The sequence below is a fragment of the Paraburkholderia sp. BGA-UO-ETr-F21 genome, assembly GCF_059567925.1.
In genome coordinates, this window is record NZ_JCAQOY010000007.1 from 84,264 (window position 1) to 110,636 (window position 26,373).

At 64.4% G+C, this 26,373-nt stretch carries 20 protein-coding genes and 2 pseudogenes; 18 read left to right on the forward strand and 4 right to left on the reverse strand.

Translation table 11 applies throughout. The annotated features are described in order from the left end of the window. Window positions 1–9: 9 nt before the first annotated feature. From bcsZ to AC57B1_RS05330, 8 genes are all read left to right on the forward strand, one after another. Complete coding sequence (gene bcsZ, locus AC57B1_RS05295; RefSeq protein ID WP_496416870.1) at window positions 10–1,191, forward strand: cellulose synthase complex periplasmic endoglucanase BcsZ; 1,182 nt, start codon at window positions 10–12, stop codon at window positions 1,189–1,191. Beyond that, window positions 1,182–5,951: a cellulose synthase subunit BcsC-related outer membrane protein gene (locus tag AC57B1_RS05300; protein WP_496416871.1), complete on the forward strand. Its 4,770-nt coding sequence runs from the start codon at window positions 1,182–1,184 to the stop codon at window positions 5,949–5,951. Before bcsZ ends, AC57B1_RS05300 begins: the two co-directional genes overlap by 10 nt. After that, the gene (locus tag AC57B1_RS05305; RefSeq protein WP_496416872.1) at window positions 5,948–7,564 is read left to right on the forward strand and encodes a peptide ABC transporter substrate-binding protein; all 1,617 of its coding nucleotides are present in this window, start codon (window positions 5,948–5,950) and stop codon (window positions 7,562–7,564) included. Before AC57B1_RS05300 ends, AC57B1_RS05305 begins: the two co-directional genes overlap by 4 nt. Window positions 7,565–7,580: 16 nt before the next feature. Further along, a complete protein-coding gene (locus AC57B1_RS05310; protein WP_091807070.1) occupies window positions 7,581–8,519 on the forward strand; it encodes an ABC transporter permease subunit in 939 nt (312 codons plus the stop codon). A gap of 3 nt (window positions 8,520–8,522) precedes the next feature. Then, complete coding sequence (locus AC57B1_RS05315; protein WP_496416873.1) at window positions 8,523–9,437, forward strand: ABC transporter permease; 915 nt, start codon at window positions 8,523–8,525, stop codon at window positions 9,435–9,437. A gap of 1 nt (window position 9,438) precedes the next feature. Continuing rightward, window positions 9,439–10,437: an ABC transporter ATP-binding protein gene (locus AC57B1_RS05320; protein ID WP_091807068.1), complete on the forward strand. Its 999-nt coding sequence runs from the start codon at window positions 9,439–9,441 to the stop codon at window positions 10,435–10,437. After that, entirely contained in the window at window positions 10,434–11,480 is a 1,047-nt protein-coding gene (locus tag AC57B1_RS05325) for an ABC transporter ATP-binding protein (protein WP_408300027.1), read from the forward strand. The genes AC57B1_RS05320 and AC57B1_RS05325 overlap by 4 nt, the downstream gene beginning before the upstream one ends. Before the next feature lie 155 nt (window positions 11,481–11,635). After that, a complete protein-coding gene (locus AC57B1_RS05330) occupies window positions 11,636–13,216 on the forward strand; it encodes an OprD family outer membrane porin (protein ID WP_496416874.1) in 1,581 nt (526 codons plus the stop codon). 97 nt (window positions 13,217–13,313) lie between these two features. Here the strand turns inward: AC57B1_RS05330 and AC57B1_RS05335 are convergent, their stop codons facing one another. Then, complete coding sequence (locus AC57B1_RS05335; RefSeq protein WP_091809165.1) at window positions 13,314–14,189, reverse strand: IclR family transcriptional regulator; 876 nt, start codon at window positions 14,187–14,189, stop codon at window positions 13,314–13,316. A gap of 303 nt (window positions 14,190–14,492) precedes the next feature. Between AC57B1_RS05335 and AC57B1_RS05340 the strand changes: the two genes are divergently transcribed. The 7 genes from AC57B1_RS05340 to AC57B1_RS05370 are packed head-to-tail and all read left to right on the forward strand — an operon-like array spanning window position 14,493 to window position 21,346. Beyond that, window positions 14,493–15,584, forward strand: a complete 1,092-nt coding sequence (locus tag AC57B1_RS05340) for an ABC transporter ATP-binding protein (protein WP_408342388.1) — start codon at window positions 14,493–14,495, stop codon at window positions 15,582–15,584. Continuing rightward, complete coding sequence (locus AC57B1_RS05345; protein WP_496416875.1) at window positions 15,577–16,491, forward strand: ABC transporter permease; 915 nt, start codon at window positions 15,577–15,579, stop codon at window positions 16,489–16,491. The genes AC57B1_RS05340 and AC57B1_RS05345 overlap by 8 nt, the downstream gene beginning before the upstream one ends. Before the next feature lie 39 nt (window positions 16,492–16,530). After that, entirely contained in the window at window positions 16,531–17,325 is a 795-nt protein-coding gene (locus tag AC57B1_RS05350) for an ABC transporter permease (RefSeq protein WP_091807057.1), read from the forward strand. Then, window positions 17,325–17,717, forward strand: a complete 393-nt coding sequence (locus tag AC57B1_RS05355; RefSeq protein ID WP_496416876.1) for a (2Fe-2S)-binding protein — start codon at window positions 17,325–17,327, stop codon at window positions 17,715–17,717. The genes AC57B1_RS05350 and AC57B1_RS05355 overlap by 1 nt, the downstream gene beginning before the upstream one ends. Beyond that, entirely contained in the window at window positions 17,714–19,147 is a 1,434-nt protein-coding gene (locus AC57B1_RS05360; RefSeq protein WP_496416877.1) for an FAD/NAD(P)-dependent oxidoreductase, read from the forward strand. The genes AC57B1_RS05355 and AC57B1_RS05360 overlap by 4 nt, the downstream gene beginning before the upstream one ends. Beyond that, a complete protein-coding gene (locus AC57B1_RS05365; RefSeq protein WP_091807050.1) occupies window positions 19,140–20,279 on the forward strand; it encodes an NAD(P)/FAD-dependent oxidoreductase in 1,140 nt (379 codons plus the stop codon). The genes AC57B1_RS05360 and AC57B1_RS05365 overlap by 8 nt, the downstream gene beginning before the upstream one ends. A 20-nt stretch (window positions 20,280–20,299) precedes the next feature. Continuing rightward, window positions 20,300–21,346: an ABC transporter substrate-binding protein gene (locus tag AC57B1_RS05370; RefSeq protein ID WP_091807047.1), complete on the forward strand. Its 1,047-nt coding sequence runs from the start codon at window positions 20,300–20,302 to the stop codon at window positions 21,344–21,346. 85 nt (window positions 21,347–21,431) lie between these two features. Here the strand turns inward: AC57B1_RS05370 and AC57B1_RS05375 are convergent, their stop codons facing one another. From AC57B1_RS05375 to AC57B1_RS05385, 3 genes and pseudogenes are all read right to left on the reverse strand, one after another. Continuing rightward, window positions 21,432–21,731, reverse strand: coding sequence for a hypothetical protein (locus AC57B1_RS05375; protein WP_408342380.1), 300 nt, complete (start codon window positions 21,729–21,731; stop codon window positions 21,432–21,434). Between the two features lie 63 nt (window positions 21,732–21,794). Further along, window positions 21,795–22,730, reverse strand: coding sequence for a 2-dehydropantoate 2-reductase (panE, locus tag AC57B1_RS05380; RefSeq protein WP_091807043.1), 936 nt, complete (start codon window positions 22,728–22,730; stop codon window positions 21,795–21,797). Between the two features lie 648 nt (window positions 22,731–23,378). Next, window positions 23,379–23,597, reverse strand: a pseudogene (locus AC57B1_RS05385) (helix-turn-helix domain-containing protein); the annotation flags it as partial. Between the two features lie 49 nt (window positions 23,598–23,646). Here AC57B1_RS05385 and AC57B1_RS05390 point away from each other — a divergent pair. From AC57B1_RS05390 to AC57B1_RS05400, 3 genes and pseudogenes are all read left to right on the forward strand, one after another. After that, window positions 23,647–23,802: pseudogene (locus tag AC57B1_RS05390) on the forward strand (IS5/IS1182 family transposase); the annotation flags it as partial. Between the two features lie 361 nt (window positions 23,803–24,163). Next, the gene (locus tag AC57B1_RS05395) at window positions 24,164–25,486 is read left to right on the forward strand and encodes an MFS transporter (protein ID WP_496416878.1); all 1,323 of its coding nucleotides are present in this window, start codon (window positions 24,164–24,166) and stop codon (window positions 25,484–25,486) included. Beyond that, the gene (locus AC57B1_RS05400; RefSeq protein ID WP_496416879.1) at window positions 25,483–26,319 is read left to right on the forward strand and encodes an alpha/beta fold hydrolase; all 837 of its coding nucleotides are present in this window, start codon (window positions 25,483–25,485) and stop codon (window positions 26,317–26,319) included. The genes AC57B1_RS05395 and AC57B1_RS05400 overlap by 4 nt, the downstream gene beginning before the upstream one ends. The last annotated feature ends 54 nt before the right edge of the window (window positions 26,320–26,373 follow it).

The window sequence follows — 26,373 nt, forward strand, 5'->3', positions numbered from 1 at the left end:
AGGATTGATATGCGGGTTCGAATCAACAAGACAATCGGCCTCGCGCTGACGCTCGGGCTGGCGGCGTCGGCGAGTTTCGGCAATATCGTGAAAGTGGCGCAGAGCACCGCCGCACCCGGCGCGTGCGGCGACTGGAGCGGTTATCGCGCGTTCGTCGAACGCTTCGTGCAGGCCGACGGCCGCGTGATCGACTACTCCACGCCGACCCAGCAAACCACCTCCGAAGGCCAGTCGTACGCACTCTTCTTCGCGCTGGTCGCCAACGACCGCGCCACCTTCGACCGCCTGCTCGGCTGGACCCGCACCAATCTCGCGGGCAATCAGTTCGACACGCAAAACATGCGGCTGCCGTCGTGGCAATGGGGCAAAAAAGCGGACGGCTCGTACGGCGTGCTCGATCCGAATTCCGCCTCGGACTCCGACTTGTGGATCGCCTACGATCTGCTGCAAGCGGGCCGCCTGTGGCATGAAGCGGGTTATACGCAATTGGGCGAGGCGCTCGCCGCGCAGATCGCGCGTCAGGAAATGACCACGTTGCCGGGTGTCGGGCCGATGCTGCTGCCCGGGCCTCAAGGCTTCAAAAACGGCGGGGTGACGCGCCTGAATCCGAGCTATCTGCCGCTGCCGGTGCTGCGCGCGCTCGCGCACGAGATGCCGAACGGCCCGTGGGGCAAGCTCGCCGAGAGTGCATACAAGCTCGTCAAGACCACCGCGCCGCAAGGCTTCGCGCCCGACTGGGCGGCCTGGCAGAACGGCCAGTTCGTGGTGGATCCGAAAAACGGCGACACCGGCAGCTACGACGCGATTCGCGTCTATCTGTGGGCCGGTCTCGCCTCGCCGGCCGATCCGCTCGCCAAACCGTGGCTCGCGGCGCTCGGCGGCATGCGCGCGCGCGTCGCGCAAACGGGCATTCCGCCCGAGAAGGTCTCATCGACCACCGGCGCGGCGAGCGGCGAAGGACCGCTCAGCTACTGGGGTGCGCTCGCGCCGTATTTCAAGGGGCTCGGCGACGAGCACGGGCTCGGCCTCGCGCGCACGCATCTCGCCGCGCTCGAGGCCGCCGTGCCGGGCCGCGAACCGGTTTACTACGATCGTGTGCTGGGCTTGTTCGGCACGGGTTTCATCGACGGCCGCTATCGTTTCGACGAAGCCGGACGTCTTGTGCCGAGTTGGAGAAACGCATGCGATTGAGCGCCCTCGCGTTGTCATTGCGCTTCGCGCTCAGCCTCACCGCCGTCTGCTGCGTGGCGACGGTTTCGCCCGACGCTCTCGCGCAGGCGTCGAAAGATCCGTTGAACGTGCTGATCGATCAGGGCAAGTACTGGCAGTCGCATCAGCGTGGCGACCTCGCCGAGCAGGCATGGCTGAAGGTGCTGCGCATCGACCCCAAGCAGCCCGATGCGCTATTCGGCATGGGCATGGTGCTCGCCGACCGCAAGGACGGCGCGGGCGCACAGCAATATCTCGCGCGCCTGAAGGCGGCCGCGCCGAACTATCCGAATCTGGATGAGCTCGGCCGGCGCCTGGGTGAATCGAGCCTGCGCGACCAGACCGTGAACGACGCGCGGCGGCTCGCGCAAAGCGGTCAGAGCGCGAGCGCCGTGCAGGAATATCAGCGCGCGCTGACCGGCAAACCGGCCACGCCCGAATTGCAACTCGAGTATTACCAGGCGCTCTCGGCCACGCCGCAAGGCTGGGATCAGGCGCGCCGCGGTCTCGAACAGCTCGCGCGCGACAACCCCGACGATCCGCGTTACGCCCTCGCCTACGCGCAGCATCTGACCTATCGCGACGTGACGCGCCGCGACGGTATCGCGCGGCTGCAAAAGCTGGCGGGCGACAGCACGGTCGGCGCGTCGGCGAAAAAGAGCTGGCGCCAGGCGCTGTTGTGGCTCGACGCGCGGCCCTCCGACGCCCCCCTCTATCAAGCCTATCTGCAAACCGCGACCGACGACGCCGCCGTCAAGGCGCGCTTCGATTCGATGGTTCAGCAGGACAGCGCGGCCCGTGCGCGCTCGCAGGAAAACGCCGCCGTCGACGCGCGCGGCCGCACGATCGCCGACGGTTTCGCGGCGCTCGATCGCAACGACGTGACCACGGCGCGCACGAAGTTCTCCTCGGTGCTCGCCACGAGCCCGAACGACACCGACGCGCTCGGCGGCATGGGCATCGTCGCATTGAAGCAGGAGCGTTTCGCCGAAGCCCGCAATTATTTGGAGCGTGCGTCGCGCAATGGCAATCCGGCGCGCTGGAAAACCGCGCTCGACAGCGCGAGCTACTGGACCTATACGAGCGACGCGATCGGCGCGCGCAGCAACGGCGAGTTCGCGAAGGCGAAGTCGCTGTTCGAGCGCGCAATCGCGCTGAATCCGTCGGATGTCACCGCGCAGGTCCTGCTCGGCGAAATGCTGCTCGCCAACGGCGACCCAGTCGGCGCGGAGCAGGCCTACCGGATGGCGCTGCGCCGTCAGGCCGACAACCCGGACGCGGTGCGCGGCCTCGTCGGCGCGCTCGCCGCGCAAGGCCGCGGCGACGAGGCGCTGCAGTTCGCCAATCAGCTGAACGCCGAACAGCAATCGAAGGCCGGCGGCATCAACCGTCTGCGTGGCGAAGCGCAGGCTGCGCAAGCGCGCGCCGCCGAAGCGCGCGGCGATCTCGGCAACGCGCGCAGCCTCTTCGAAGACGCGCTGCTGAATACGCCCGACGACCCGTGGCTGCGGCTCGACCTCGCGCGCATCTACGTGCGCCAGGGCGCGGTCGCCAACGCGCGCAGCATGATGGACGGCCTGCTCGCCGCGCATCCCGACATGACCGATGCGCTCTACGCGAGCGCGTTGCTGTCAGCGGAAACGCAGGACTGGTCGGCCGGTCTCGCGCAACTCGAGCGCATTCCGGCCGCGCAGCGCACCGACGCGATGACGACCTTGCAGCACCGCTTGTGGGTGCATCAACAGGCCGATCTCGCTACGCGCATGGCGCGCAGCGGCCAGACGCAACAGGCGCTCGCCACGCTGCGGGCCGCGGAGCCGGTCGCGGGCAACAGTGCCGAACTGATCGGCGTGATCGCCGCCGCTTACAGCCAGGCCGGCGACCCAAACCGCGCGCTCGGACTCGTGCGCGCCGCCATGAACGCGGCGCCCGGCAACACCGATTTGCTGCTGCAATACGCGGGCATTCTGTCGGCCACGCCGCAGGAAGCCGAACTCGGCATGGTGATGCGCCGGCTCGCCGCGATGCAGTTGACGCCGCAGCAACGCACCGACTTCGGCAACCTGAATCTCGGCATCGTCATCAAGCAGTGCGACGCGGTGCGTCAGCGCGGCGACCTGGCCAGTGCCTACGACGTGATCGCGCCGTGGCTCGCGGCCATGCCCGACAATCCCGATCTGCAAGCCGCGCTCGGCCGCCTTTATTCGAGTGCCGGCGACGACCGCAATGCGGTCGCGAGCTATCGCGTCGCGCTGCAACGCAAGCCCGACGATCTGAATCTGCTGCAAGCGACTATTTCCGCCGCGGCCGGCGCAAAGCAGTTCAGCTACGCCGAGTCGCTCGCGAAGCAGGCCTTGAACGCGGCACCAGGCGATCCTGCCGTGCTGGCCACCGTCGGCCGCATGTATCGCGCAGAAGGCAAGCTGTCGCTCGCGTCGACTTATCTGCAACGTTCGCTCGTGGCCGCCAACACGCCGCTGATGGCCAACGCCCCGCGCAACCCGGCGAGCAACGTGCCGCGCGGCTGGGAAGTGGCGATGCGGCGGATCGGCGCGACGCCGCTGCCGGGCACCAATCCCTTCGAGGGCAAGACCGCCACCGTCACGGCGACCGACGCCGACAACGCCGCGTTCGCCGGCGGCAGCTACAACGCCGCGCGCTCAGCGCTTCCGTATTCGCAGTCTTCCTTGCCGACACAGACCGTGCCGAACTATCCGCCGCCTACGCAACCCGCGCCTTACGTCGCGCCTTATACGTCGCCCGCGCAGCCTTATGCGCCTGGCTCGGCGCCCGCCACGCTTCCGTACAACGCGCCGCGTCCGGCCGGCGGGTCGGGTGGCAACTCGGGCGGCTATGGTCAGGAAGCCTACGGGTCGAGCCAGTCGGGCGCGCCGTTGCAGCCTTATCCGGGTCAAGGCCAGCAGCCGACGCAGGCGCAAGCGCCACAGATGCAGCAGGCGCCGCAGCAGTACAACCCGGGTTATCCGCAGCAGGCGCCTTACGCGCAGCAGCCGCAATACGGCGCGCCGGATGGTTATGCGGCCACGCCGTGGCCGATGTCGCCGGCCGCGCGCGAAGCGCAGGCCAACGCCGGTTCAATGCAGGCGCAACCTTATGGCGCGCCGGGCACGGGTACAAGCACGAAACGCGGGACCAGCAAGAAGCAAAGCGCGTCGAAGAATACCCGTAACGCGCCCGCCTACGCGCAGGCGCCGTACGGACAACAGCAAGGCTATCCGCAGCAACAGCAGCAGCCCTACTACGGCCAGCCGGCGTATCCCCAACAGCAACAGCAGGCCTACGCGCAGCAACCTTATCAGCCGTATCCGCCGCAGCAGCAGGCTTACACGAATCAGGGCTATTACGCGCAGCAGCAACAGCAACCATACATTCCGCAGCCGCCAACCGGTTATGCGCAGCCGTACTACCCGGCGCAGCCCGGCGCGAACGGCGCGGGCAATGGCAACGCTTATGCGCCGTCGAACGTGGCGAACGCGCAAACGCTCGGCGTCGCGGAAGAACTGGCGCAGGTCAACCGCGAGCAGTCGAGCACGATATCGGGCGGCATCGTGTTCCGTAACCGCACAGGCGAGGACGGCCTGTCCAACCTCACCGACATCGAAGCGCCCGTTCAGGGGCGCATCAAGGCGGGCAACGGCCATATCGTCGTCACGGCAACGCCTGTCACGCTCGACGCCGGCAGCGCAGCCGCCAATGTGTCGACGCTCGCGCGCTTCGGCTCGGGGCTATCGAGCGATGCATCCAAAACAGCCGCCCAGGCGGGCAACAACACGTACGGCAGCCAGACGGCGAATGGCGTGGGCCTGTCGGTCGGCTACGAAGGCCGCAGCCTCAGCGGCGATATCGGCGTGACGCCGATCGGTTTCCGCGAGACGAACATCGTGGGCGGCGCCCAATACAACGGCGTCATCACCGACAAGGTGTCGTATTCGCTCGCCGTCGCGCGCCGCGCGGTGACCGACAGCCTCTTGTCCTACGCCGGCGCGCGCGACTCCGGCTCCGGGCTCGAATGGGGCGGCGTCACCTCGAATGGCGGACTCGCCAGCCTCGCCTGGGACGACGGCACGAACGGCCTGTACGTAAACGGTTCCTTTCAGTACTACGATGGCAACAACGTGCCGAGCAATACCGCCATCAAAGGCGGCGGCGGCGTCTACACGCGTCTGCTGAAAGACGCCGATCAGACGCTCACGATCGGTGTGAATACGACGCTGATGGGCTACAACAAGAATCTGTCGTACTTCACGTACGGCCAGGGCGGCTACTTCAGCCCGCAACAATACGTGATCCTGAACTTGCCGATCGAATGGACCGGGCGCAACGGCGCGTTCACCTACGACGTGAAGGGTTCGATCGGCGTGCAGCATTACCGTGAGGACGCGTCGAATTACTTCCCGCTCAACGACGGTTCCAACCGCCAGAGTACGGCAGCGAACAACGCGGACTCGATCGGCACCAGTGTGCAGAGCGGCGCGCAGTATCCGGGCCAAAGCAAGACCGGCGTGTCGTATTCGCTCAGCGCCGTGGGCGAATATCAACTGGCGCCGCAACTGGCGTTCGGAGCGACCGCTTCGCTCGGCAATGCTTATGAATATCGCGAGTGGCTCGCGGCGGTTTATGTGAGGTACAGCTTCAGCAAGCAAACGGGCTTGCAGCCGTTCCCGCCGGCCCTGGCGCCAGCGCGTTTCTCTCCCGACCTTTCCTGCGATCTCAATCGATGAAAACCCCGTTCGTCTACGCGACGGCGCTGACCGCGCTCGTCCTCTCGTTTGCCCCGTCCGCTTTTGCTGTCAACGTACCTGCCGGCGTCACGCTCGCCGCGAGCCAGGAAATCACCCGCCAGGTGCCGGCTGAAACCGAATCGCTCGACCCCGCGCATATCGAATCGTGGACCGGCAACACGATCGCGCTCGACCTGTTCGAAGGCCTGACGCGCATCGACGCAGCCGGCGCGGTGGTGCCGGGCGTTGCGCAATCGTGGACGCGCACCGGGCCGGACACGTGGGTGTTCAAGCTGCGCCACGATGCGCGCTGGAGCAACGGTCAGCCGGTCACGGCGGCGGACTTCATCTACGCATGGCAGCGCGTGCTCGATCCGAAAACCGGCTCGAAGTACACCGTGCTGGTCGAATTCGTGAAGAACGCCAAGGCGATTCTCGCCGGCAAGGCGCCGCTCACGAGCCTCGCGGCGCGCGCCGTCGATCCGTACACGCTCGAAGTCACCACCGAAGTTCCCGCCGCCTTCTTCCCGCAACTGGCCGCCATGCCGACCATGGCGCCGGTCAACCGTGATGTCGTGACGAAGTTCGGCGGCGACTGGACCCGGCCGGGCAACTTCGTCGGCAACGGACCTTATACGCTGACAGACTGGCAGCCGAGCAACCGCCTGGTGGGCACGAAGAGCAAGACGTACTGGGACGCCAGCAAGGTCGTGATCACGAAAGTGACCTACCTGCCGATTGAAAACGACGAAACGGCCATGCGCATGTATCAGGCCGGTCAGTTCGACTATACGTATTCAGTCCCCTCGGGCATCTATGCGCAGGTGAGCAAGCAGTTCGGCTCCGAACTGAAAACCGGCCTGCAGATCGCCACCTATTACTACAGCCTCAACAACGACGACCCGCTGTTCAAGGACAAGCGCGTGCGCCAGGCCCTCTCGATGGTGCTCGATCGCGACCTGCTGACCCAGCGCCTCACCGCGGACGGCGAACTGCCCATGTACGGCCTGATTTCCAAGGGCACGCAAGGCGCGGCCGTTTTCAAGCCTGAGTGGTCCACCTGGCCGATGCCCAAGCGCGTGGACTATGCCCGCAATCTGCTGAAGCAGGCGGGCTATTCGGACGCCAAGCCGCTCACGTTCACGCTCACCTACAACACCAACGACCTGCACAAGAAAGTCGCGCTGTTCGCGACTTCCGAATGGCGCACCAAGCTCGGCGTGAACGCCAAGCTCGAAAACGTCGAATACAAGGTGCTGCTCAAGCAGCGCCACGACGGCAAGGTGCAGGCCTCGCGCGACGGCTGGTTCGTCGACTACAACGACGCCATGTCGTATTTCGATCTGATCCGCTGCAACAGCGTGCAGAACGATCAGCGCTACTGCAACCCGCAAGTCGACAAGCTGGTCGATCAGGCCAACCAGCAGCTCGACGACGCGAAGCGCACCGCTCTGCTCACGCAGGCGCACGATCTGGCGATGAACGACTATCCGCTGGTGCCGCTCTTCCAGTACTCGGCGGACCGGCTGGTGAAACCGTATGTGGGCGGCTACACGTCGACCAACTACGTCGACCAGCGCGCCACGCAAGACATGTATCTGATCAAGCACTAAGCGCGGGAGCACCGTCATGCTGGCCTATACGCTGCGCCGCACGCTCTGGGCGATCCCGACGATTCTCGCCGTGATCACCGCGTGCTATCTGCTGCTGCATCTCACCCCGGGCGGACCGTTCGACACCGAGAAGCAACTCTCGGCGGCCGTCCTCGCGAACCTCAACGCCAAGTACCACCTCGACGAACCGTTGTGGTTGCAGTACCTCCACTATCTCGGCTCGCTGCTGCACGGCGATCTCGGGCCGTCGTTCCGCTATGCCGACTGGACCGTCAACGATCTGGTGTGGAAAGCGTTGCCGGTGAGCCTCGGCGTGGGCGGCGTCTCGGTGCCGATCGCGCTCGTGATCGGCGTCGCGCTCGGCACGGTGGCCGCGGTGCGGCGCGACCGCTTCGTCGATCACTTCGTGATGGTGCTCGGCAATATCGGCAACGTGGTGCCGCCTTTCGTGCTCGGCCCGGTGCTCGTGTGGATCTTCGCGATCCTGCTGAAGACCTCCGAAGGGCACGGCTGGCTGCCGGCCGGCGGCTGGGGCGAAGGCGAATGGCGCTATCGCGTGCTGCCGATCGTGCTGCTCACCATCATCAACGTCGCCGCGATTGCCCGCGTGATGCGCGGCAGCATGATCGAAGTGCTGTCGGGCAACTTCATCCGCACGGCGCGCGCCAAAGGTTTGCCGGGCCGCACGATCGTGTTGCGCCACGCGATGAAGCCGGCGCTGATGCCGGTCGTCTCGCTGCTCGGTTCGATCTGCATCTCGTCGATCACCGCGGCGGTGGTCACCGAATCGGTGTTCGCGCTGCCGGGCCTCGGCCAGCTTGTCGTCAATGGTGCGATCAATCGCGACTACACCCTCGTGCTCGGCCTCGTCGTGCTGACGACCGCTATCGCCGTGCTGTTCAATCTGCTGGTCGACCTCGCCTATGCGTGGCTCGATCCGCGCATCCGGTACTGATCCATGCCCCGCTCTCTTCAATCGACTGCCGCGGCGCTCGATCCGCTCGCGGCCATAGCAAGGGCGCCGCGTTCGCGCGGCCCGCTCGCCACCGCCACGTGGCGCTTCGTGCGCAATCGCGCCGCCTTCGCCAGTTTCGTGCTGCTGATGCTGATCGTGATCGCCTGCGTGGCCGGTCCGTGGCTGTTGCCGAATAATCCGATCGATAGCGACTGGAGCGCGATCAGCCTGCCGCCCACGCTGCAGAACATGCACTGGTTCGGCACCGACGAACTCGGCCGCGATCTGCTCGCGCGCACGCTGCAAGGCGGGCGCGTGTCGCTCGAAGTCGGCCTGCTCGGCACGCTGGTGTCGGGGCTGATCGGCGTCGCGTATGGCGCGACCGCGGGTTATCTGGGCGGACGCGTCGACGCGGTGATGATGCGGATCGTCGACATGATGTACGCGATCCCCTACATGCTGATCGCGATTCTGATGATGACCATGTTCGGCCGCGCGTTCTATCTGGTCGTGCTCACCATCAGCGCGTTTTCGTGGCTCGACATGGCGCGCGTGGTGCGCGGCCAGACGCTGTCGCTGCGCTCGCGCGAATTCATCGACGCCGCGAAGGCGATCGGCGTGAGTTCGCGTTCGATCATCGCGCGCCATATCGTGCCGAATCTGTTCGGCGTGGTCGTGGTGTATGCGAGCGTGACGGTGCCGAACATCGTGCTGACGGAATCGGTGCTGTCGTTTCTCGGCCTCGGCGTGCAGGAGCCGATGACGAGTTGGGGCGTGCTGATTCAGGACGGCGCGCAGAAGCTCGAATCGATGCCCTGGCTGCTGCTGTGCCCCGCCGTGATGCTGTGCGTGACGCTGTATTGCGTGAATTTCGTCGGCGATGGCTTGCGCGACGCATTCGATCCGAAGGACCGTTGACATGCCGCTACTCGAAGTCAAAGACCTCAGCGTGCGCTTTACGCGCCGCGAAGGCGCACCCGTCGACGCGGTGCAAGGCGTGTCGTTTTCGCTGGAGGCGGGCCGCACGCTCGGTATCGTCGGCGAATCCGGCTCCGGCAAGAGCCAGACCGTGATGGCGCTGCTGGGCCTCCTGGCCGGCAACGGCAAGGTGTCGGGCGCCGCGACCTATCGCGGCGAAAACCTGCTGACCATGAACGAAGCGGCCTTGAACCGGATTCGCGGCGACCGCATCGGCATGATCTTTCAGGACCCGATGACCTCGCTCAATCCGTTCCTGACGATCGAACGGCAAATGACCGAGACGTTGCAACTGCACCGCAAAATGTCGCGCCGCGAAGCGCGCCGCCGCGCGATTGAAACGCTGGAATCGGTGCGCATTCCCGACGCCGCGCGGCGCATCAACATGTATCCGCACGAGTTTTCCGGCGGCATGCGCCAGCGCGTGATGATCGCGATGGCGCTGCTCTCCGAGCCCGAAATCCTGATCGCCGACGAGCCGACCACCGCGCTCGACGTGACCGTGCAGGCGCAGATCATCGAACTCTTGCGCGAACTGAATCAGGAACGCGGCACGGCGATCATTCTGATCACGCACGACATGGGCGTGGTGGCCGGTTTGTGCGACGACGTGATGGTGATGTACGCCGGCCAGACCGTCGAGCAGGCGAGCGCCGCCGCGCTGTTCGCCGCGCCGACGCATCCGTACACGCTCGGGCTGCTGAACGCGCTGCCGCGCCTGACCGACGATGACGACGAGCGCCCCCTGCAAACCATCCCCGGCAATCCGCCGCTGCCCGGCGAAGTCGGCGCGGGCTGCGCATTCGCGCCGCGCTGCGGATATTGCACCGATCGCTGCCGTGAGTCGCGCCCGCGTCTCACTTCCGCGGAAGGTCACGCCGACGCCCTGCGCGCGTGCCATCGGCCGGTAGCGGAAATTCTCGAGGCCCAACACGTATGAACACCACTCCTCCTGCAAATCAGGACGCGGCAACGCTCTTGCGCGTCGACAATCTCAAGGTGCAATTCGGCGTGCCGCGCGGCGGCTTTCCGTGGTCCGGCAAAGCGACGCTGCGGGCGGTGGATGGCGTGTCATTTACCGTGCGGCGCGGCGAAACCGTGGGGCTCGTCGGCGAATCGGGTTGCGGCAAATCCACGCTTGCGCGCGCGATCATCGGGCTCGCTCCCGTGGCGAGCGGCAGCGTGCGCTGGCTCGGCGACGAAACCGTTGTGGCCGGCGCGCAACGCGATACGTCGCGTTTGCGCCGCGACGTGCAGATGATTTTCCAGGACCCGCTCGCTTCGCTCGATCCGCGCATGACGATCGAACAGATCGTCGCCGAACCATTGACGACGCACGGCCAGGACATTGCGCGCGCCGACGTGCAACGCCGCGTGCTGACCATGCTCGAACGCGTCGGCCTCAACGCCCAGCATCTGCGCCGTTATCCGCACGAGTTTTCCGGCGGCCAGTGCCAGCGCGTAGGCATTGCGCGCGCGCTGATCGGCGAGCCGCAACTGGTGATCTGCGACGAGCCGGTATCCGCGCTCGACGTGTCGATCCAGGCGCAGATCGTCAACCTGCTGCGTGATCTGCAACGCGAACTGTCGCTCTCCCTGCTGTTCGTCGCGCACGATCTGGCCGTTGTCAAAGCGATCAGCCACCGCGTGCTGGTGATGTATCTGGGACGAGTGATGGAGTTTGGCGACAAGCGCGAGGTGTACGGCACGCCACGTCATCCGTACACGCGGGCATTGCTCTCTGCCGTGCCGGTCCCCGATCCAGTGGTGGAGCGCGCGCGCCGTCATCTGCTGTTACGCGGCGAGATTGCCTCGCCGCTCAGTCCGCCGTCCGGTTGCGCGTTTCGCACGCGCTGCCCGGATGCGATCGAAGCCTGCGCGCGGGAGATTCCGCAGCCTGTCACACACGGCGCCAAAGCGACACGCGTCGCATGCATTCGCGTGGGGGACGTCCCGAAGGAAGCGCCGCTGGAACACCGCTAGAGCAGAAAACCCAAGAAGTCAAAACCGTATTCTCCGACGCGGCGGGCCGTCGCGCCGTTGGATTCGCTCGTCCTGTCATCAGCAGGACTGAGCGATTCGTTTGGACTGGCTAAGCGCCGGCCAAAGGTTCACCACAATAATCAGAGACGTATTCCATGAAAGATACCCGATCAAAAAACCGGTCAAAAAAAACCGGAACAGCAACTTTCTTCTACTGCGCATTCACGCTTCCCGCGTTGACTCTCGCCGCGAACGCGTATGCCGACGACGGCGTTTCGGAGCCCACCTCCGAAACGTCTAAAGCTCAAACGCTCGCGCAAACGTTGTCGTCCCCGACACAACATGCACCGGAGCCCTCGGTCGCGCAAAGCAGTCCATCCGGCAAGCGCCGCGCGGACCAGGGCGGCCAGGTGCGTAACGACCAACCGGACACCACCAACGCCATCGTCAACGCCGAAGCCAATCAGTCGGTCACGCCACCCGCACCGCTGTCTAGCCAGGCGGCGAGCAAAGGTTTTATCGCCGACAGCCATCTGAATCTGCTGTTTCGTAATTACTCCGACTACTTCCAGGCACCTGACACCCTCTACCGTCACGCGTGGGTTCAGGGCGTGCAGGCCAACTATGAATCCGGCTACACGCAAGGACTGGTCGGCTTCGGTGTGGATGCCTCGCTGTTCGGCGCGCTCAAGCTCGACGGCGGCAACGGCGCGGGCAACATGGTGCACGTGGGTAAGGACGGCGGCGGTTCGGAACAACTCGCGTGGGCCTACCCCGGCATGTACGACATCAAGGGGCGCATTTCGGAAACGGTCGTGAAGTATGGTCTGCAGATCGTCACCAACCCGTTCCTCGAACCACACGACAATCGCGCGCTGCCGCCGACCTTCCTCGGCGTTTCCATGGTCAGCAACGATCTCGTGCACACCACGCTCGAGGCCGGCAGCTTCACGAAAGTCGACGCGCGCGGCCACACGAACCTGACCAATCTCACCACCTCGTATGGCGGCACGCGGATCGATCGCCTCACGTATGTGGGCGGCACCTGGCACTACGCGAAGAACGGCGAAATGGCCCTGTATGTCGATCAGGCCGACGACGTCTGGCGCCAGTACTACGGCTCGGTCGCGCAGTCGTTCGGCGATCCGACCACCATCAAGTGGAGCGGGCTCGCGAACATCTACTCGACGCACGACACCGGCGCGTCACGTCAGGGGCACATCAACAGCAACGCCTACAGCGTGTCGGTTTCCGCGCAGCACGGCCCGCATGCGCTGCTGCTCGGTTACCAGCAGGTGCTCGGCGACCAGTTCTTCGACTACGTCAACGAGACCAACGGCATTTACCTGACCAACTCGATGGACGTGGACTACAACGCGCCGCACGAACAGTCGCTGCAATTGCGCTATACGTTCGACGGCAAGTACGCCGGTGTGCCGGGACTCAAGGCGATGTTCTGGGGGCAATACGGCTGGGGCGCGGACGCATCCGCGGGTGCGGCGGAGAATGCTTCGCCGTCGGCGCCACTGCATGATCTCTACTGGAAGAACGGCGAGCCGGTGCACGGCCACCATCACGAGTTCGGTTTCATTCCGAGCTATACGCTGCAAAGCGGGCGCTTCAAGGATACGAAGGTCACGTTCATCGCGATGTGGCACAACAGTCAGTACCACTACTCGGATGGCAACAACATGGAATACCGGCTGGTCGTGAACGTGCCGGTGAAGGTGTTCTAAGCGGTTTTCAGCAGCAACTGGCGGCGCGGGTTTTCGCGCTGCCGCAAAGGGCGTCACGCTCGTGGCTTGAGCGTGACGCCTGCTGCTTCGCCTGCGCTTATCCCGTGATCCGTTCGGTGGTCATGGCGCGCGACAAGCCATGCATCGGCCTGCGCAACGCGACATCGAACGGATTGGTTTGCGGGCCGATCGCATCGGCCTGCCGCCGCAGCAGTTCGACCACCATCGGCAAGCGGTCGTCGCCCAGGCGCGCGGCCAGCGTGCCGACGCTCAACGCCGCCACCGCCACGCCGGTGCGATCCAGAATCGGCACCGCCACGCCCGCCATGCCGTCGAGCACGCCGCTATTGCGCCCCGCGTAGCCCAACTGACGCACGCGTTCGATCTCGGTGCGCAAATAGACTTCGTCGAGCACGCCGTAGCCACGAATTCGCGGCACGTTGAAGCGGATGATCTCCTCACGCTCCGCCTCCGGCAAAAACGCGAGAATCGCCAGACTGCCCTGCCCGACACCTAGCGCCACACGCCCGCCAATATCGCCGGTGAACGAACGGATCGGAAACGGCCCTTCGCAAATGTCGAGACACACCGCGTCGAAGCTGCTCTTGACGAGCAGAAAGATCGTGTCGCCGAGACTGGCGCACAACCGCAACAACGCGGGACGGCACAGCGTGCGCATGCCGCTCGGATTGCCAGCCTGCGCCGCGAGCGCGAAAAAATCCACGCTCAGCCGGTACAGCTTGGAGCTTTCGTCCTGTTCGACGATGCCCTCCGCGATCAACGCATGCAGGATGCGGTGCACGGTGCCCTGCGTCAGACCGACCGCTTTCGCCAGTCGCGTGACGCGACCGCCATCGGGTTGAGCTTCGGACAAGGCGCGGATCACCGCGAACGCGCGTTCCAGCATGCCGGGGCCGGGCGCTGCGCCCGCCTCTGCTGCGGTATCGGTATCACGTTTGGCGGCAGCATTCATCTTCATGGCTCTCGATTATTTCATTGACCGGAACACTATAAAGCGTTTTACCCGCATGTGGAATCCCGCACGCTTTCCCGTCGCACGCGAGCCCACACATGATTCATAGGGATTTTCCGGACGCCATGGAGCGGAACAGTTCCATCCGCTTCCCACAAATACATTCCGTCTAATGGAATTTTTATGAATCTTATACCGCCAAACGGAATTTGAAATTGACTGACCGTAATTTGGCTGGCTAGAGTCGGCGTCATCGAGGCAGTAGTCGATTGAACCGGTGTCGAACCATCCAAAGGTCAGATCATGTCGTTCCTCACACTTACCGACGTCACGAAATCGTTCGGCGAACTGCACGCCGTTGCGGACGTGAACCTGTCGGTGGAAAAAGGCGAGTTCGTTTCGCTGCTCGGGCCGTCCGGCTGCGGCAAGACCACCACGTTGCAGATGATCGCGGGCTTCGTCGAAACGACGCGCGGCCGCATCACGCTGGACGGCCACGACATCACGCACATGAAACCGAACAAGCGTGGCCTCGGCATTGTGTTCCAGAGCTACGCGCTGTTTCCGCACATGAGCGTCGCCGAGAACGTCGGCTTCGGGCTGGAAATGCGCAACATCGACAAGGCCGAGCGCAAGGAGCGCATCCGTGAAGCGCTGGCGCTGGTGCGCCTCGACGCGCTCGCGCATCGCTTTCCGCGCGAACTCTCCGGCGGTCAACGGCAGCGTGTGGCGATTGCGCGTGCCATCGTAATCGCGCCGCCCGTGCTGCTGCTCGACGAACCGATGTCGAATCTCGACGCCAAGCTGCGCGAAGACATGCAATTCGAACTGCGCGGCATTCAACGCAAGATCGGCACGACCACCATCATGGTGACGCACGATCAATCCGAGGCGTTGTCGATCAGCGATCGCGTCGTGGTGATGGAAGCCGGCCGCATCACGCAGATCGACACGCCGTACGAAGCGTACGAGCGCCCCGAGAATCGCTTTGTCTCGCAGTTCATCGGCAAGGCCAACATGCTGCCGGGCACGGTCGTGGCGCGCGAGGGCGACGCGATCCGCATCGACCTCGGCCACGACCTGGCGGAAACGGGGCACATGGCGCAGTTGCCGGCGCGCGAGCGCGTGGTGGGTGTCGGCGACGCGGTGACCTTGTGCATCCGTCCGGAAAAACTGCGGCTGTGCGCGCCGAACGCGGGACGTGTGCCGGCAACCGTGACGAGTCGCTTTTTCCTCGGCAGCCAGTGGTTGTACCGGCTGGACAGCCGGCTCGGCGAAGTGCTGGTGTGCTGCCAGAACGAAGGCACGGAGCCGCTGGCGGAAGGCGCGACGGTCGGCGTGGATTGGAACAGCGACGCGATTCGCTTCGTTCAACGGGACGCGCATCATGGCTAGTACGCTGCCCGCAACCGACAACCGCGACGTGAAATCCGGGAGAGGACGCCGTGCGTCATGGCATGCTTTTTTGCCATTGTGGCTGATGTGCGCGCCGGCATTTCTGCTGTTCGTGGCGCTCGTGCTGGTGCCGCTGCTGATGACGCTGGTGCTGACCTTCTATCGCTTCGATCCGGCCAGCGGGCCCATAGCCGCATTTCAGTTCGGCAATTACGCGGAAGTACTGAGCTCGTCGTATTACCACACCATCTTTCTGCGCACGTTCGGCATTGCGTTTCTGGTCACGCTGCTGTGCGTCGTGATCGGCACGCCCGAGGCCTACGTTCTGTCGCGCATGCGCGATCCTTATCGCTCGATGTTCCTGCTGGTGATACTTGCGCCGCTGCTGGTATCGGTGGTGGTGCGGGCCTTCGGCTGGAGCATGCTGCTCAACACCAACGGACTCGTGAATCAGGCGTTCGGCCTCATCGGACTCGGGCCCTACAAGCTCGAATACACCACCTTCGCGATTGTCATTGCACTCGTGCACGTCATGCTGCCTTTCATGGTGATTCCGGTATGGACTGCGTTGCAGAAGCTCGATCCGCAAACGGAAAACGCCGCGCTTTCGCTGATGGCGTCGCCCGCCACCACGTTGCGCCGTATCGTGCTGCCGCAACTCACGCCGGGCATTCTGTCGGGCAGCCTGATGGTGTTCGGTTTGTCGGCGAGCGCCTTCGCGATTCCCGGCCTGCTCGGCGGACGGCGCCTGAAAGTTGCCGCCACCGCCGTCTACGACGAATTCCTCGGCTCGCTGAACTGGCCGCTCGGCGCGACCATCGCGCTGCTCCTGCTGGTCGCGAATCTGATCGTGATGCTCACGTACTACCGCGTTCTCGAACGTAAGTACACCAGAAGCCTCGGCTAATTCATCAGCGCACCTATCAGCTCACTCAGTGAAAACATCATGAGAAAGAACGGCCCTATTGCGCTGATTTTCCACACGCTCGTGATTGCGTTCGTGCTCGCGCCGCTCGTGATCGTCGTGCTGGTCGCCTTCACGCCCGACGAAACGCTCACGCTGCCCACGCACGGCGTCTCGCTGCGCTGGTTTCGCGCGATCCTCAATTACCCGGATTTCATCGGCGCTTTTTTTAACAGCCTGAAACTGGCGTTCGCTTCGGCCACGTTGTCGCTGATCGTGGCGCTGCCCGCCGCGCTCGCCATCGGCCGCGCGCGCTTTCCGGGCCGCGGATTTCTCAACGGCCTGTTGCTGTCGCCGCTCGTGATTCCCGGTCTCGTGCTCGGCATCGCCCTGCTGCGCTTTTTCGCGCTGATCGGCGCGACCGGCTCGTTCGCCTGGCTCGTGCTCGCGCACATGATCATCATCACGCCGTTTGTCATGCGGCTCGTGCTGGCTTCGGTGAGCGGACTGGACCGCAGCGTCGAACACGCCGCGCACTCGCTCGGCGCCGATGCATGGACCACGTTTCGCCGCATCACTTTCCCGATGATCCTGCCGGGCATTACCGGCGGCTGGCTGCTGGCCTTCATCAACAGCTTCGACGAATTGACGATGTCGATCTTCGTCACCTCGCCGCAAACCGTCACGCTGCCGGTGCGCATGTACATGTACGCCACCGAATCCATCGACCCGATGATGGCCTCCGTCTCCGCGCTGGTGATCTTCATTACCGGCGGCGCGATGCTGCTGCTCGACCGCGTGTATGGCCTGAACCGCATTCTGATCGGCCAGCACTGATGTCTTCTTCCGACCACGCTCTCATGCCGTCCACCTTGCCATCCACTCATGCCGCCGCAGAGCGCTGCGAGCCGCAATTCATCCGCGTTGCGGAAACGCGGCGTGAGCCGCTGCACTTCTTTATCGACGGCTGCGAAGTCACCGCACTGCAAGGCGATACGCTGTTGACGGCCGTGCTGATGCAGCAACGCCGCGTGCGCGAAAGCGAATTCAGCGGCGCGCCGCGCGCGGGTTTCTGTCTGATCGGCGCATGCCAGGACTGCTGGATGCGTACCGAAGACGGCAAGCGCGTGCGCGCGTGCTCGACGCTCGTCACCGAGGGCATGCGGGTGCTCACGCGCAGCGTCGCTATCGAGACCAGCGCTGCGGACGCGAACGGAGACGCCCGATGAACGACGAACGCCGCATCGTGATCGTCGGCGCCGGGCCGGCGGGCGTGCGCGCCGCTGAGACGCTGGTCGCGGCCGGCGTGAAGCCAATCGTGATCGACGAAAACGCGCGCTGGGGCGGCCAGATCTACCGGCAGCCGCCCGCCAACGGCGGATTCGAGCGCTCGAAAAAAACGCTCTACGGTTTCGAAGCGCACAAGGCCGACGCCTTGCATTCGACCATGGCCGCGCTGCTGCCCCATCTCGACTATCGTCCCGACACGCTCGCGTGGGCATGCGAAGCGGGCCACCTCGATACCCTGCATGCAGGACGCGAGCTTCGCGTGCCGTTCTCTCATCTGATCATCGCGAGCGGTGCGGCGGACCGCGTGCTGCCGGTGCCGGGCTGGACGCTGCCCGGCGTCTATACGCTGGGCGCGGCCCAGGTCGCATTGAAGGCACAAGGCTGCGCGATCGGCCGACGCGTCGTGCTGGCCGGCACCGGGCCGCTGCTGTATCTCGTCGCGTACCAGTACGTGAAGGCAGGCGCGCACGTCGTGGCGGTGCTCGACACGAGTCCGCTTGCGCAGCAGATCGCCGCGGCGCCGAAACTCGCGCGCCTGCCGTCCACTTTCGCCAAAGGCCTGTACTACGTCGGCTGGCTGAAAACGCGCGGCGTGCGCATCGAGCGCGATGTGAGACTGCTCGGCATTCGCGGTGTGGATGGTGTGGAGTCGCTCGAATGGCGCGCAGCACGTAACGGTTCGGCAACCGAGACAATCGCATGCGATGCGGTCGGCGTCAGCTTCGGCCTGAAGCCCGAAACGCAACTCGCGGATCTCGCGGGCTGCCGCTTCCGTTTCGACGCGACCAACCGTTGCTGGCTCCCTGAAGTGGACGCGGCGGGACGCAGTTCCGTGCGCGGCCTCTATCTCGCCGGCGACGGCGCGGGCATCGCCGGTGCGGACGCCGCCGAACTCGCCGGCCGCCGCGCAGCGCTGGCGCTGCTCGACGATCTCGGCATCGCGCATCCACGGGGACCGGGCATGCCCGACGCCGCATCGATCGAACGCAGTCTGAAACGTATCGCGGTATTCCGCGAGGGCATCGAAACGGCTTTCGCGCCACCGGCGAAATGCGCGTCGCAATGGCCCGACGACATGACCGTGTGCCGCTGCGAAGAAATCGATGCGGGCACTTTACGGCGCTGCATCCGCGGCGGCGAAGCGAATGAGATCAACCGGCTGAAGGCACTCACGCGCGTCGGCATGGGTCGCTGTCAGGGGCGCATGTGCGGCGAAGCCGCGCTCACCCTGCTCTCCGAGGAAACCGGCAAACCCCTCGAAGCGGTAGGCCGCTTGCGCAGCCAGCCACCCGTCAAACCCATTCCGCTCTCGCCGGCCATGTATGCCGACGACGTCGCTGACATTCCCGTGGAGGCGCGCGATGAGTGACACCCTGCACTACGACGTCGCGATCGCGGGCGGCGGCCTCGTCGGTTCATCGGCGGCTTTGGCGCTGGCGCAGCGCGGGCTGCGCGTGGGCCTGTTCGAGCGGCGCTATTGCGGCGCGCAGGCGAGCGGCGTGAACTACGGCGGCGTACGCTGCCAAGGGCGCCCGGTTGAACAGATGCCGCTCGCGATCCGCGCGCGGCGTATCTGGGACCGCTTGCCGGAGTTGATCGGCATCGACGGCGAATTCACGGTGTCGGGCCATTTGCGGCTCGCCCGTAGCGAAAGCGCGCTCGATGCGCTGCAAACATGGGCCGAGATGGCGCGCGACTACGGACTGCACGCGCAGTTGATCAGCGGTGCGGCGTTCCGCCAGCGCTATCCATGGCTCGGCGCATCGGCCATTGGCGGTTCGCTGTGCGCGACGGACGGTCACGCGAATCCGCGCCTGGTTTCGCCCGCATTCGCGCGGGCCGCGCGGGCCGCGGGCGCGGACGTGCGCGAACACACCGAACTCACCGACATTCATCACGACGGCACGCGCTTTCAATTGCGCGCCGGCGAGATGCGCATCAGCGCCGACTGGCTCATCAACTCGGCTGGCGCATGGGCGAATACCGTTGCGGGCTTTTTCGGCGAGACCGTGCCGATGAAACCGATCTACCCGAACATGTGGGTCACCGAGCCTTTGCCGCTCTTCATCACGCACAACCTGGGCGTGTATGGCGGCGGCATCTACGCGCGGCAGGTGGCGCGCGGCAATTGCGTGATCGGCGGCGGACGCGGACATGGCGACGGCGAGTATGGCCAGCCGTCGACGGAAACCACGCGCGCCGTGATGCGTGATGCGTGCGCGCTGCTCCCGGCATTGCGCGAGGCGTTGCTGATCCGCACGTGGAGCGGTGTGGAAGGCGAAACGCCCGATAGCAATCCGATCATCGGTGCGAGCCGCACCGTGCCGCGCTTGTTGCATGCGTTCGGTTTTTCAGGCGGCGGCTTTCTGCTCGCGCCGGGCGTCGGCGAAGTGCTCGCCGATCTCGTCATCGACGGCGCCACCGCCACGCCGCTCGACGCTTTTTCGATTGGCCGCTTTTCTGCTGTTGCGACCTCTGCGGTCGCCCAAGTCAACGTTTAGTGAACCCCTGGAGCCCATCAATGAAACTGTTCAAGACGCTCGCGGCGCTGGCCGCATTGTGTGCATTCGGCGCGGCCGCGCCGGCGTGGTCGCAAACGAAAACGATCTATATCGGCATGAACGGCGGGCCGATGGAAAAGGCCTATACGAGTCAGGTGCTGCCCGACTTCGAGAAAGCCAACAACGTGAAAGTGGTCGTGGTGCCGGGCACGTCGTCGGACATTCTCGCCAAGCTGCTGGCCAACAAGGCCAGCCCGCAGATCCACGTGGTGTTTCTCGACGACGGCGTGATGGCGCGCGCGGTCAGCATGGGCGTGTGCAAGAAGCTCGACGACTCGCCAGTGCTCAAGGAACTCTATCCGTTCGCGCGCATGAAGGACGACATGGGCGCGGGCGTGCAGCTCGGCATGACCGGGATCGCCTACAACAAGAAGCTGTTTGCGGAAAAAGGCTGGGCGCCGCCGACCTCGTGGATGGATTTCGCCGATCCGAAATACAAGGGCAAGGTCGTGTTCCAGTCGGCCTCGAGCAGCACTTTCGGCCTGCACGGCTTTCTCGCCATCAACCGCCTGATGGGCGGCAGCGAGCAGAACGTGGAGCCGGGCTTCACCAAGTGGGCGAGCACGGTGGGACCGAACGTGGTCGAGTATGTGCCGAATTCGGCGAAGATCTCCGAAATGGTCCAGACCGGTGAAGCGGGCTTGTTCCCGCTGACGCCGACCGCCGTGGGCGATCTGGCCGACAAGGGCATTCCGGTCGGCTATGTGAATCCGAAGGAAGGTCCGGTGTTGCTGCTAGTCGACCTGTGCGTGGTCAACAACAACCCGGATCCGCAACTGGCGCAGAAGCTCGCGCAATTCCTGCTCTCCGCGCCGGCCCAAACCAAAGCCGCCGAGGCCGGCCGTCAGATTCCCACCAACCGTCTCGCGAAGATGACGCCGCCCATGCAGCAAAGCCTCGGCAACGTCGAAGATCTGGTGCGCAAGGTGACAGTGGTGGATTGGGACACGATCAACGCGCACCGCGCACAGTGGGACACGCGCTGGAACCGGCAGATCGAACGCTAAGCCGGTCTGTTGAAACGGCAACGAAAACGCGCGCCTTGCAGACCTGCAAGGCGCGCGTTCTTTATGGATTCGTAGAAGTGCGGCGTTAGAAAATCACCGATGTCGCCACCGCCAGCCAGATCGCCACCACACCGGCGAGAAACAGATGCCGCGCAATGCGCACCCGCCTGTCGCTGGTTTCGGGTTCGACCGGACTCGTCGCGACCCACGGCACGAGCCCGAGACAAGCAAAGCCGATTAGCGCGGACGCGAACACGAAGATGTCGGCGACTCGCCACGCGGTCGGTTCATACATGCCCCAGTAGCCGAGAAACACGATCCCGATCGAGAAGATCGTGGCCGACGCGGCACTCAGCGCGGGGACTGATCCTGTTGGACTCGGCATGCTTCACCTCAGATATTTAGGCTGTTATGGCCGTGCCTGCCAGGTCTCGCGCCGCGGCTTCATTCAGGACGTGCGGGTCTGCCTCGCTTCATACGTCTTCAGGTGACTATAGGCAATGCGCAGCAGCGATAAGCCGTGTTCGCCCTTTTGCGCGTCGCCGCCGCGCGAAATCAGATCGCCGAGAATGTGATCCGCCTCGGTATGCGAGTGATTTTCCACATCTCGCAGCATTGAAGCGGTGAGCGGCGAAGGCGTGAAGAGCGTCTGCGTGGCGCGAGCGTCGAAGTCGGGGCCCATCGTGAAACCGTTGTGTTCGGCCACGGCGCGGGCCTCGCCCAGCAGATTTTCGATGACGCGTTTGCCGTCCGGCGCAGCCAGAATATCGCCGACCGATCCGCGCAGCAAGCACGTGCTGGCCGCCAATGTGGCGAGGAACACCCACTTCTCCCACATGCGCAGCAAAATATTGTCGCTGACCACCGCGTCGAAATTCGCGCCGCCCATTGCCTCGGCGATCGCCGCGACACGTTCCGACGTGCCGCCGCCCTGTTCGCCGAAGGTGACCGCATGAATGTCGTTCAGATGCACGATGTGCTGCTCGGCATTGAGCGTGGCGGCGATCACGCATTGACCGCCCAGCACGCGCGCGGCGCCGAATTTTTCGTTGAGCACTTCGATATGGCGCATGCCGTTGAGCATCGGCAGAATCAGCGTCGACTCGCCGACGAGCGGCGCGAAGGAATCGATGGCGTCGTCCAGACTGTAGGCTTTGCAACTCAGCAGGACCAGATCGAACGGCTCGGCGCTCACACCGGCGAGAATGGTTTGCGGGTCGCGCAGCGTGAGATCACCCCGCACGCTCCTGATGACGAGTCCGTCGCGCTTGAGCTTTTCCGCCCGGCCAGGGCGCACGAGGAAGGTCACGTCCTGGCCCGCCGCGGCGAGACGACCACCGAAATAGCCGCCCACGGCGCCCGCCCCTACTACTAGAATTCGCATCTTTGGCCTCTTGATAGATTTCGGTCACGCGCGCCGCGCCGATGAGCGAGGGCTTCAGGGACGCTTATGCAGCGCGTGTGCAGAAATGTAGCAAAGATTGAAGATCGACATCGGCCACGATTGCCGGTGCGCAGCGTGTTGCATTGCACAGCGGCTTATGTCGGATCAATCCGCGCCATGCCGCGCATGCGCTGGGTGTGTCGACTGTACGACAGCCGCCCGCTTAAAACGTGCCGCAAATGGTGCGCTCGTATAGCGCCAGCATGCCCGGCACATCCACATCCATGCACACCTTGCAGTCGGGCCGGCTATCCCAGGCCGGCGCGGGCACGGGCATTGTCGACGGTTTCTGAATGGACTGACCTACCGCGATACCGACGGTGATTTCATAATGCACCTCTGCCAGTTGAGTGTTGGAATGTTAGCGCTGAAGATGCCCTGAAGTGCGTATCCAACGCCGCAGTTGCTGTTCTTTGGTGCGATTGAGCGTGATCCACCAAGGACCGCGTCCATCGAGCTTGCGGGCCTGGACAACCTGGCGCCCGATCCAGTAATACACCATGTGTGTACTGATACCCAGCCGGTCAGCGAGTTGCTGTACCGTAAGTTCGTCGGGCCGTTTGAAGCTGGTTGCCGCAATCTCGTANGGCGCGCAGCCTCGCGTCGGCTCGTGCTGAGCGACTGCGCCGGCGCAGACGCATAGCCCACGGCAGAACAAGTGTTTCTGGTCAGCTCGCGGCTCACAGTTGATGCCGGGCGCCCGAGTGTTCGGGCCATGGCCCGAACACTCGAACCCTGCTGCTTCATGCTTGCAATGGTCATGCGCTCTTCAGGCTGAAGCTGTTGATACGTTCTTCTTTTTTGCATGTGCGCACCTTACACGAGGAAGGTGTTGCACTTCAGATTTGATCGCGCCCATGTATTTGCGGTGGTGAAGCGGCTTTGGGGATTTGGCAAAGTTCGCTATCGCGGACTTGCGAAAAATGCCAATCGGGCTTTCGCTGCTCTGGCGCTGGCCAATCTTTACATGAGTCGCTCGCGACTGATGGGGCAACTCCGTCCGAAGGTCTAGGAGACCGCCTAAAATGGGCTTAAGCGCGGTGAATTCGAACTTAAACGCCTATGAATCGATGCAATTGAGTCACTTTTTATCATCTCACTTAGCAGCGAACTCGGATGTCACAGAACCGCAGGTTCTTCAGCGTAGCCTTAACCTATTGGTAGGAAGGTTACGAGTCGGGTCGACGATCCATCTCTGAGTACCGCGCGTGCGGTGTGAGTTTTTCGAATATCGACGTGCTTAATCGGAAGTCCTCGTTGCGTCGTTGCTCTGGCAAACTGACCGCGAAATATCGAGTCGTACCAAGCAGACCGTCCCAAGCGCTGCCGGTTCCGGATATTGCGCAGGCATTCAAATGACAGCAGGAGACACTATGTCGAACGTCGTATCGACGCTATCGTCTGGCTCGACACACCCGTCACCGGTCTTGCTTACACGTGTCGCGGGCTGCATCGGGCACGCGATCGAATGGTTCGATTTCTCGATCTACGCGAACCTCGCGATTTTCTTCGGTCCGCAACTGTTTCCGTCTACCGACCAGCGTTCGGCGTTGCTGGCTGCATTCGGTGTCTACGCCCTCGGCTTCGTGATGCGGCCGGCCGGCGGCTGGCTGCTCGGCGTATTCGCGGATCGCTATGGGCGACGGGCCGCGTTGACGATTTCGGTCATCCTGATGGCGCTCGGTTCGCTGCTGCTCGCGGTCGTGCCGACCTATGCGGCGATCGGCGTTGGCGCGCCCATCGTCGCGACGGTTGCGCGCCTGCTGCAAGGCCTGTCGGTCGGCGGCGAATTTGCGGCCGCCTGCTCGTTTCTCGCGGAAACGGCGCCGCCGAACCGCCGTGGCCTGCATGGGAGTTTCCTGTTCTTCGGCACCGGCATCGGCCTGATCGGCGCTTCCGGTCTCACCTGGATGCTGTCGCAATCGCTGACGCACGAGCAGATGGCCTCATTCGGCTGGCGGATTCCGTTCGTGATCGGCGCGCTGATGGGCCTCTTCGCATACTGGCTGCGTACGCGCGTCGAGGAGACCGAAGCATTCCGGCGCAGCGCAGCGAGCGGTTCGACGCGCAATGGTTCGCTCAAGGTACTGTTCACGCAGTACGCGAGGCAGACGTGGACGCTGATCGGCACGAGTATCCTCGGCGCATTCGCGTTTTACCTGTTCATCGTCTATGTTCCCGTCTATGCGATCCATCGGGCCGGTGCGGTGCCGTCCGTCGCGTATGCCGCCAGTACGATGAGCCTCATTGCGTTCACGGTGGTTCACCCGCTGTTCGGCATGTTGTCCGACCGTTTCGGACGGCGTCCGCAACTGATCGTGGCGGCCGCGGCGTATACGTTCTTCCTGTACCCGGTCGTGCTGTCGGTCGGGAACACGTTCTGGTCGATCGCGCTCGTCGAACTGTTCGGAATGGTGCTGTACGCGCTGTACACTGCGATCGCGCCCGCGGTCATGGCCGAGATTTTCGGCGCGGAGATCCGTTCGCTCGGCATCGGATTGCCGTTCAACCTGGTCGTTGCACTGCTCGGCGGCACTACGCCCTATCTGATGACGTGGCTGCAGGGCCGCCATCAGGAGGACCTGTTTCTCATCTACGTGTGCGTGGGTTCCGCGATCAGTCTCGTGACCTTTCTGCTGATGAAGGAAACGCGCGGCAAGTTGCTCGACGCCGACCTGTTGCGAAGCAATCTATGATCGACGAACAATTCGCCCGTCTGGCCGCACGCGCAAAGGTCGCTCAGGCACGCGAGAGCCGGGTCAGTTATGTCGATGTGGGCAGCGGCCCTGCGGTCCTGCTGATACATGGCGGCCACGGCGGCTGGTATCACTGGATCGAGAACGTCGAAGCGCTCGCACGCACGCGGCGTGTGATCGCGCCGGATCTGCCGGGCTTCGGCGAGTCGTCCGCATCGACGGCGATGTCGTCGCTGCAAGGGTTCGCCGATGAACTGTTCGCGTTGCTCGACGGGCTTCGCATCGAGCAGGTGGATATCGTCGCGTTTTCGTTCGGTGCGTGCGTCGCGGCGTGGATGGCGAATCGCGCGCCTTCCCGTGTGCGCTCGCTCGCGATCGTGAATCCGGCGGGCATGGGCCCGGTTTCCCCGCTGCTGACCAATATCCAGGCCCGCGCGGCGGCGGAGGCGCGCGAGCACGGCCTCGCGCGCGGCATCGAGATATCGATGAAGGAGATCATGCTGTCCGACCCGGCGCGCTGGGTGCTGGGCCTGAATGCGCTGATGGAGCGGCATGTGCTTGCGACGTGCGCCGCCACGCGCCCGATCTCGAGAACCCATCCGACGCGCGGATTGCTTGCGGGTGCCTTGGCGCCGCTGTGGCTCGTACTGGGCACGCGCGATCCGCATCAGCTTCACGAACTGGACGACCGCGCGCAGTGGGCGCAGTCGCTGCGCGCGGGCAACGAGGTGCATCGTCATCCGGCTGCGCACTGGCTGCAGTTCGAGGTGCCGCAATGGTTCAACGAGAACGTCGCGCGTTTTCTCGACAGGGTGTCGCCATTGCGTTCATAACCGGACCGTGCGGCGCGTCGCGCGCCGCACCGGTTCGCAACCGTAGAGGTGTTG

Bases quoted from the DNA above. Each gene is read 5' to 3' on its own strand.
- AC57B1_RS05340 (WP_408342388.1), top strand. From the start codon at position 14,493: ATGTCGTTCCTCACACTTACCGACGTCACGAAATCGTTCGGCGAACTG.
- AC57B1_RS05315 (WP_496416873.1), top strand. From the start codon at position 8,523: ATGCCCCGCTCTCTTCAATCGACTGCCGCGGCGCTCGATCCGCTCGCG.
- AC57B1_RS05355 (WP_496416876.1), top strand. From the start codon at position 17,325: ATGTCTTCTTCCGACCACGCTCTCATGCCGTCCACCTTGCCATCCACT.
- AC57B1_RS05300 (WP_496416871.1), top strand. From the start codon at position 1,182: ATGCGATTGAGCGCCCTCGCGTTGTCATTGCGCTTCGCGCTCAGCCTC.
- AC57B1_RS05345 (WP_496416875.1), top strand. From the start codon at position 15,577: ATGGCTAGTACGCTGCCCGCAACCGACAACCGCGACGTGAAATCCGGG.
- AC57B1_RS05375 (WP_408342380.1), bottom strand. From the start codon at position 21,731: ATGCCGAGTCCAACAGGATCAGTCCCCGCGCTGAGTGCCGCGTCGGCC.
- AC57B1_RS05365 (WP_091807050.1), top strand. From the start codon at position 19,140: ATGAGTGACACCCTGCACTACGACGTCGCGATCGCGGGCGGCGGCCTC.
- AC57B1_RS05325 (WP_408300027.1), top strand. From the start codon at position 10,434: ATGAACACCACTCCTCCTGCAAATCAGGACGCGGCAACGCTCTTGCGC.
- AC57B1_RS05370 (WP_091807047.1), top strand. From the start codon at position 20,300: ATGAAACTGTTCAAGACGCTCGCGGCGCTGGCCGCATTGTGTGCATTC.
- AC57B1_RS05395 (WP_496416878.1), top strand. From the start codon at position 24,164: ATGTCGAACGTCGTATCGACGCTATCGTCTGGCTCGACACACCCGTCA.
- panE (WP_091807043.1), bottom strand. From the start codon at position 22,730: ATGCGAATTCTAGTAGTAGGGGCGGGCGCCGTGGGCGGCTATTTCGGT.
- AC57B1_RS05350 (WP_091807057.1), top strand. From the start codon at position 16,531: ATGAGAAAGAACGGCCCTATTGCGCTGATTTTCCACACGCTCGTGATT.
- AC57B1_RS05335 (WP_091809165.1), bottom strand. From the start codon at position 14,189: ATGAATGCTGCCGCCAAACGTGATACCGATACCGCAGCAGAGGCGGGC.
- AC57B1_RS05400 (WP_496416879.1), top strand. From the start codon at position 25,483: ATGATCGACGAACAATTCGCCCGTCTGGCCGCACGCGCAAAGGTCGCT.
- bcsZ (WP_496416870.1), top strand. From the start codon at position 10: ATGCGGGTTCGAATCAACAAGACAATCGGCCTCGCGCTGACGCTCGGG.
- AC57B1_RS05330 (WP_496416874.1), top strand. From the start codon at position 11,636: ATGAAAGATACCCGATCAAAAAACCGGTCAAAAAAAACCGGAACAGCA.
- AC57B1_RS05320 (WP_091807068.1), top strand. From the start codon at position 9,439: ATGCCGCTACTCGAAGTCAAAGACCTCAGCGTGCGCTTTACGCGCCGC.
- AC57B1_RS05305 (WP_496416872.1), top strand. From the start codon at position 5,948: ATGAAAACCCCGTTCGTCTACGCGACGGCGCTGACCGCGCTCGTCCTC.
- AC57B1_RS05360 (WP_496416877.1), top strand. From the start codon at position 17,714: ATGAACGACGAACGCCGCATCGTGATCGTCGGCGCCGGGCCGGCGGGC.
- AC57B1_RS05310 (WP_091807070.1), top strand. From the start codon at position 7,581: ATGCTGGCCTATACGCTGCGCCGCACGCTCTGGGCGATCCCGACGATT.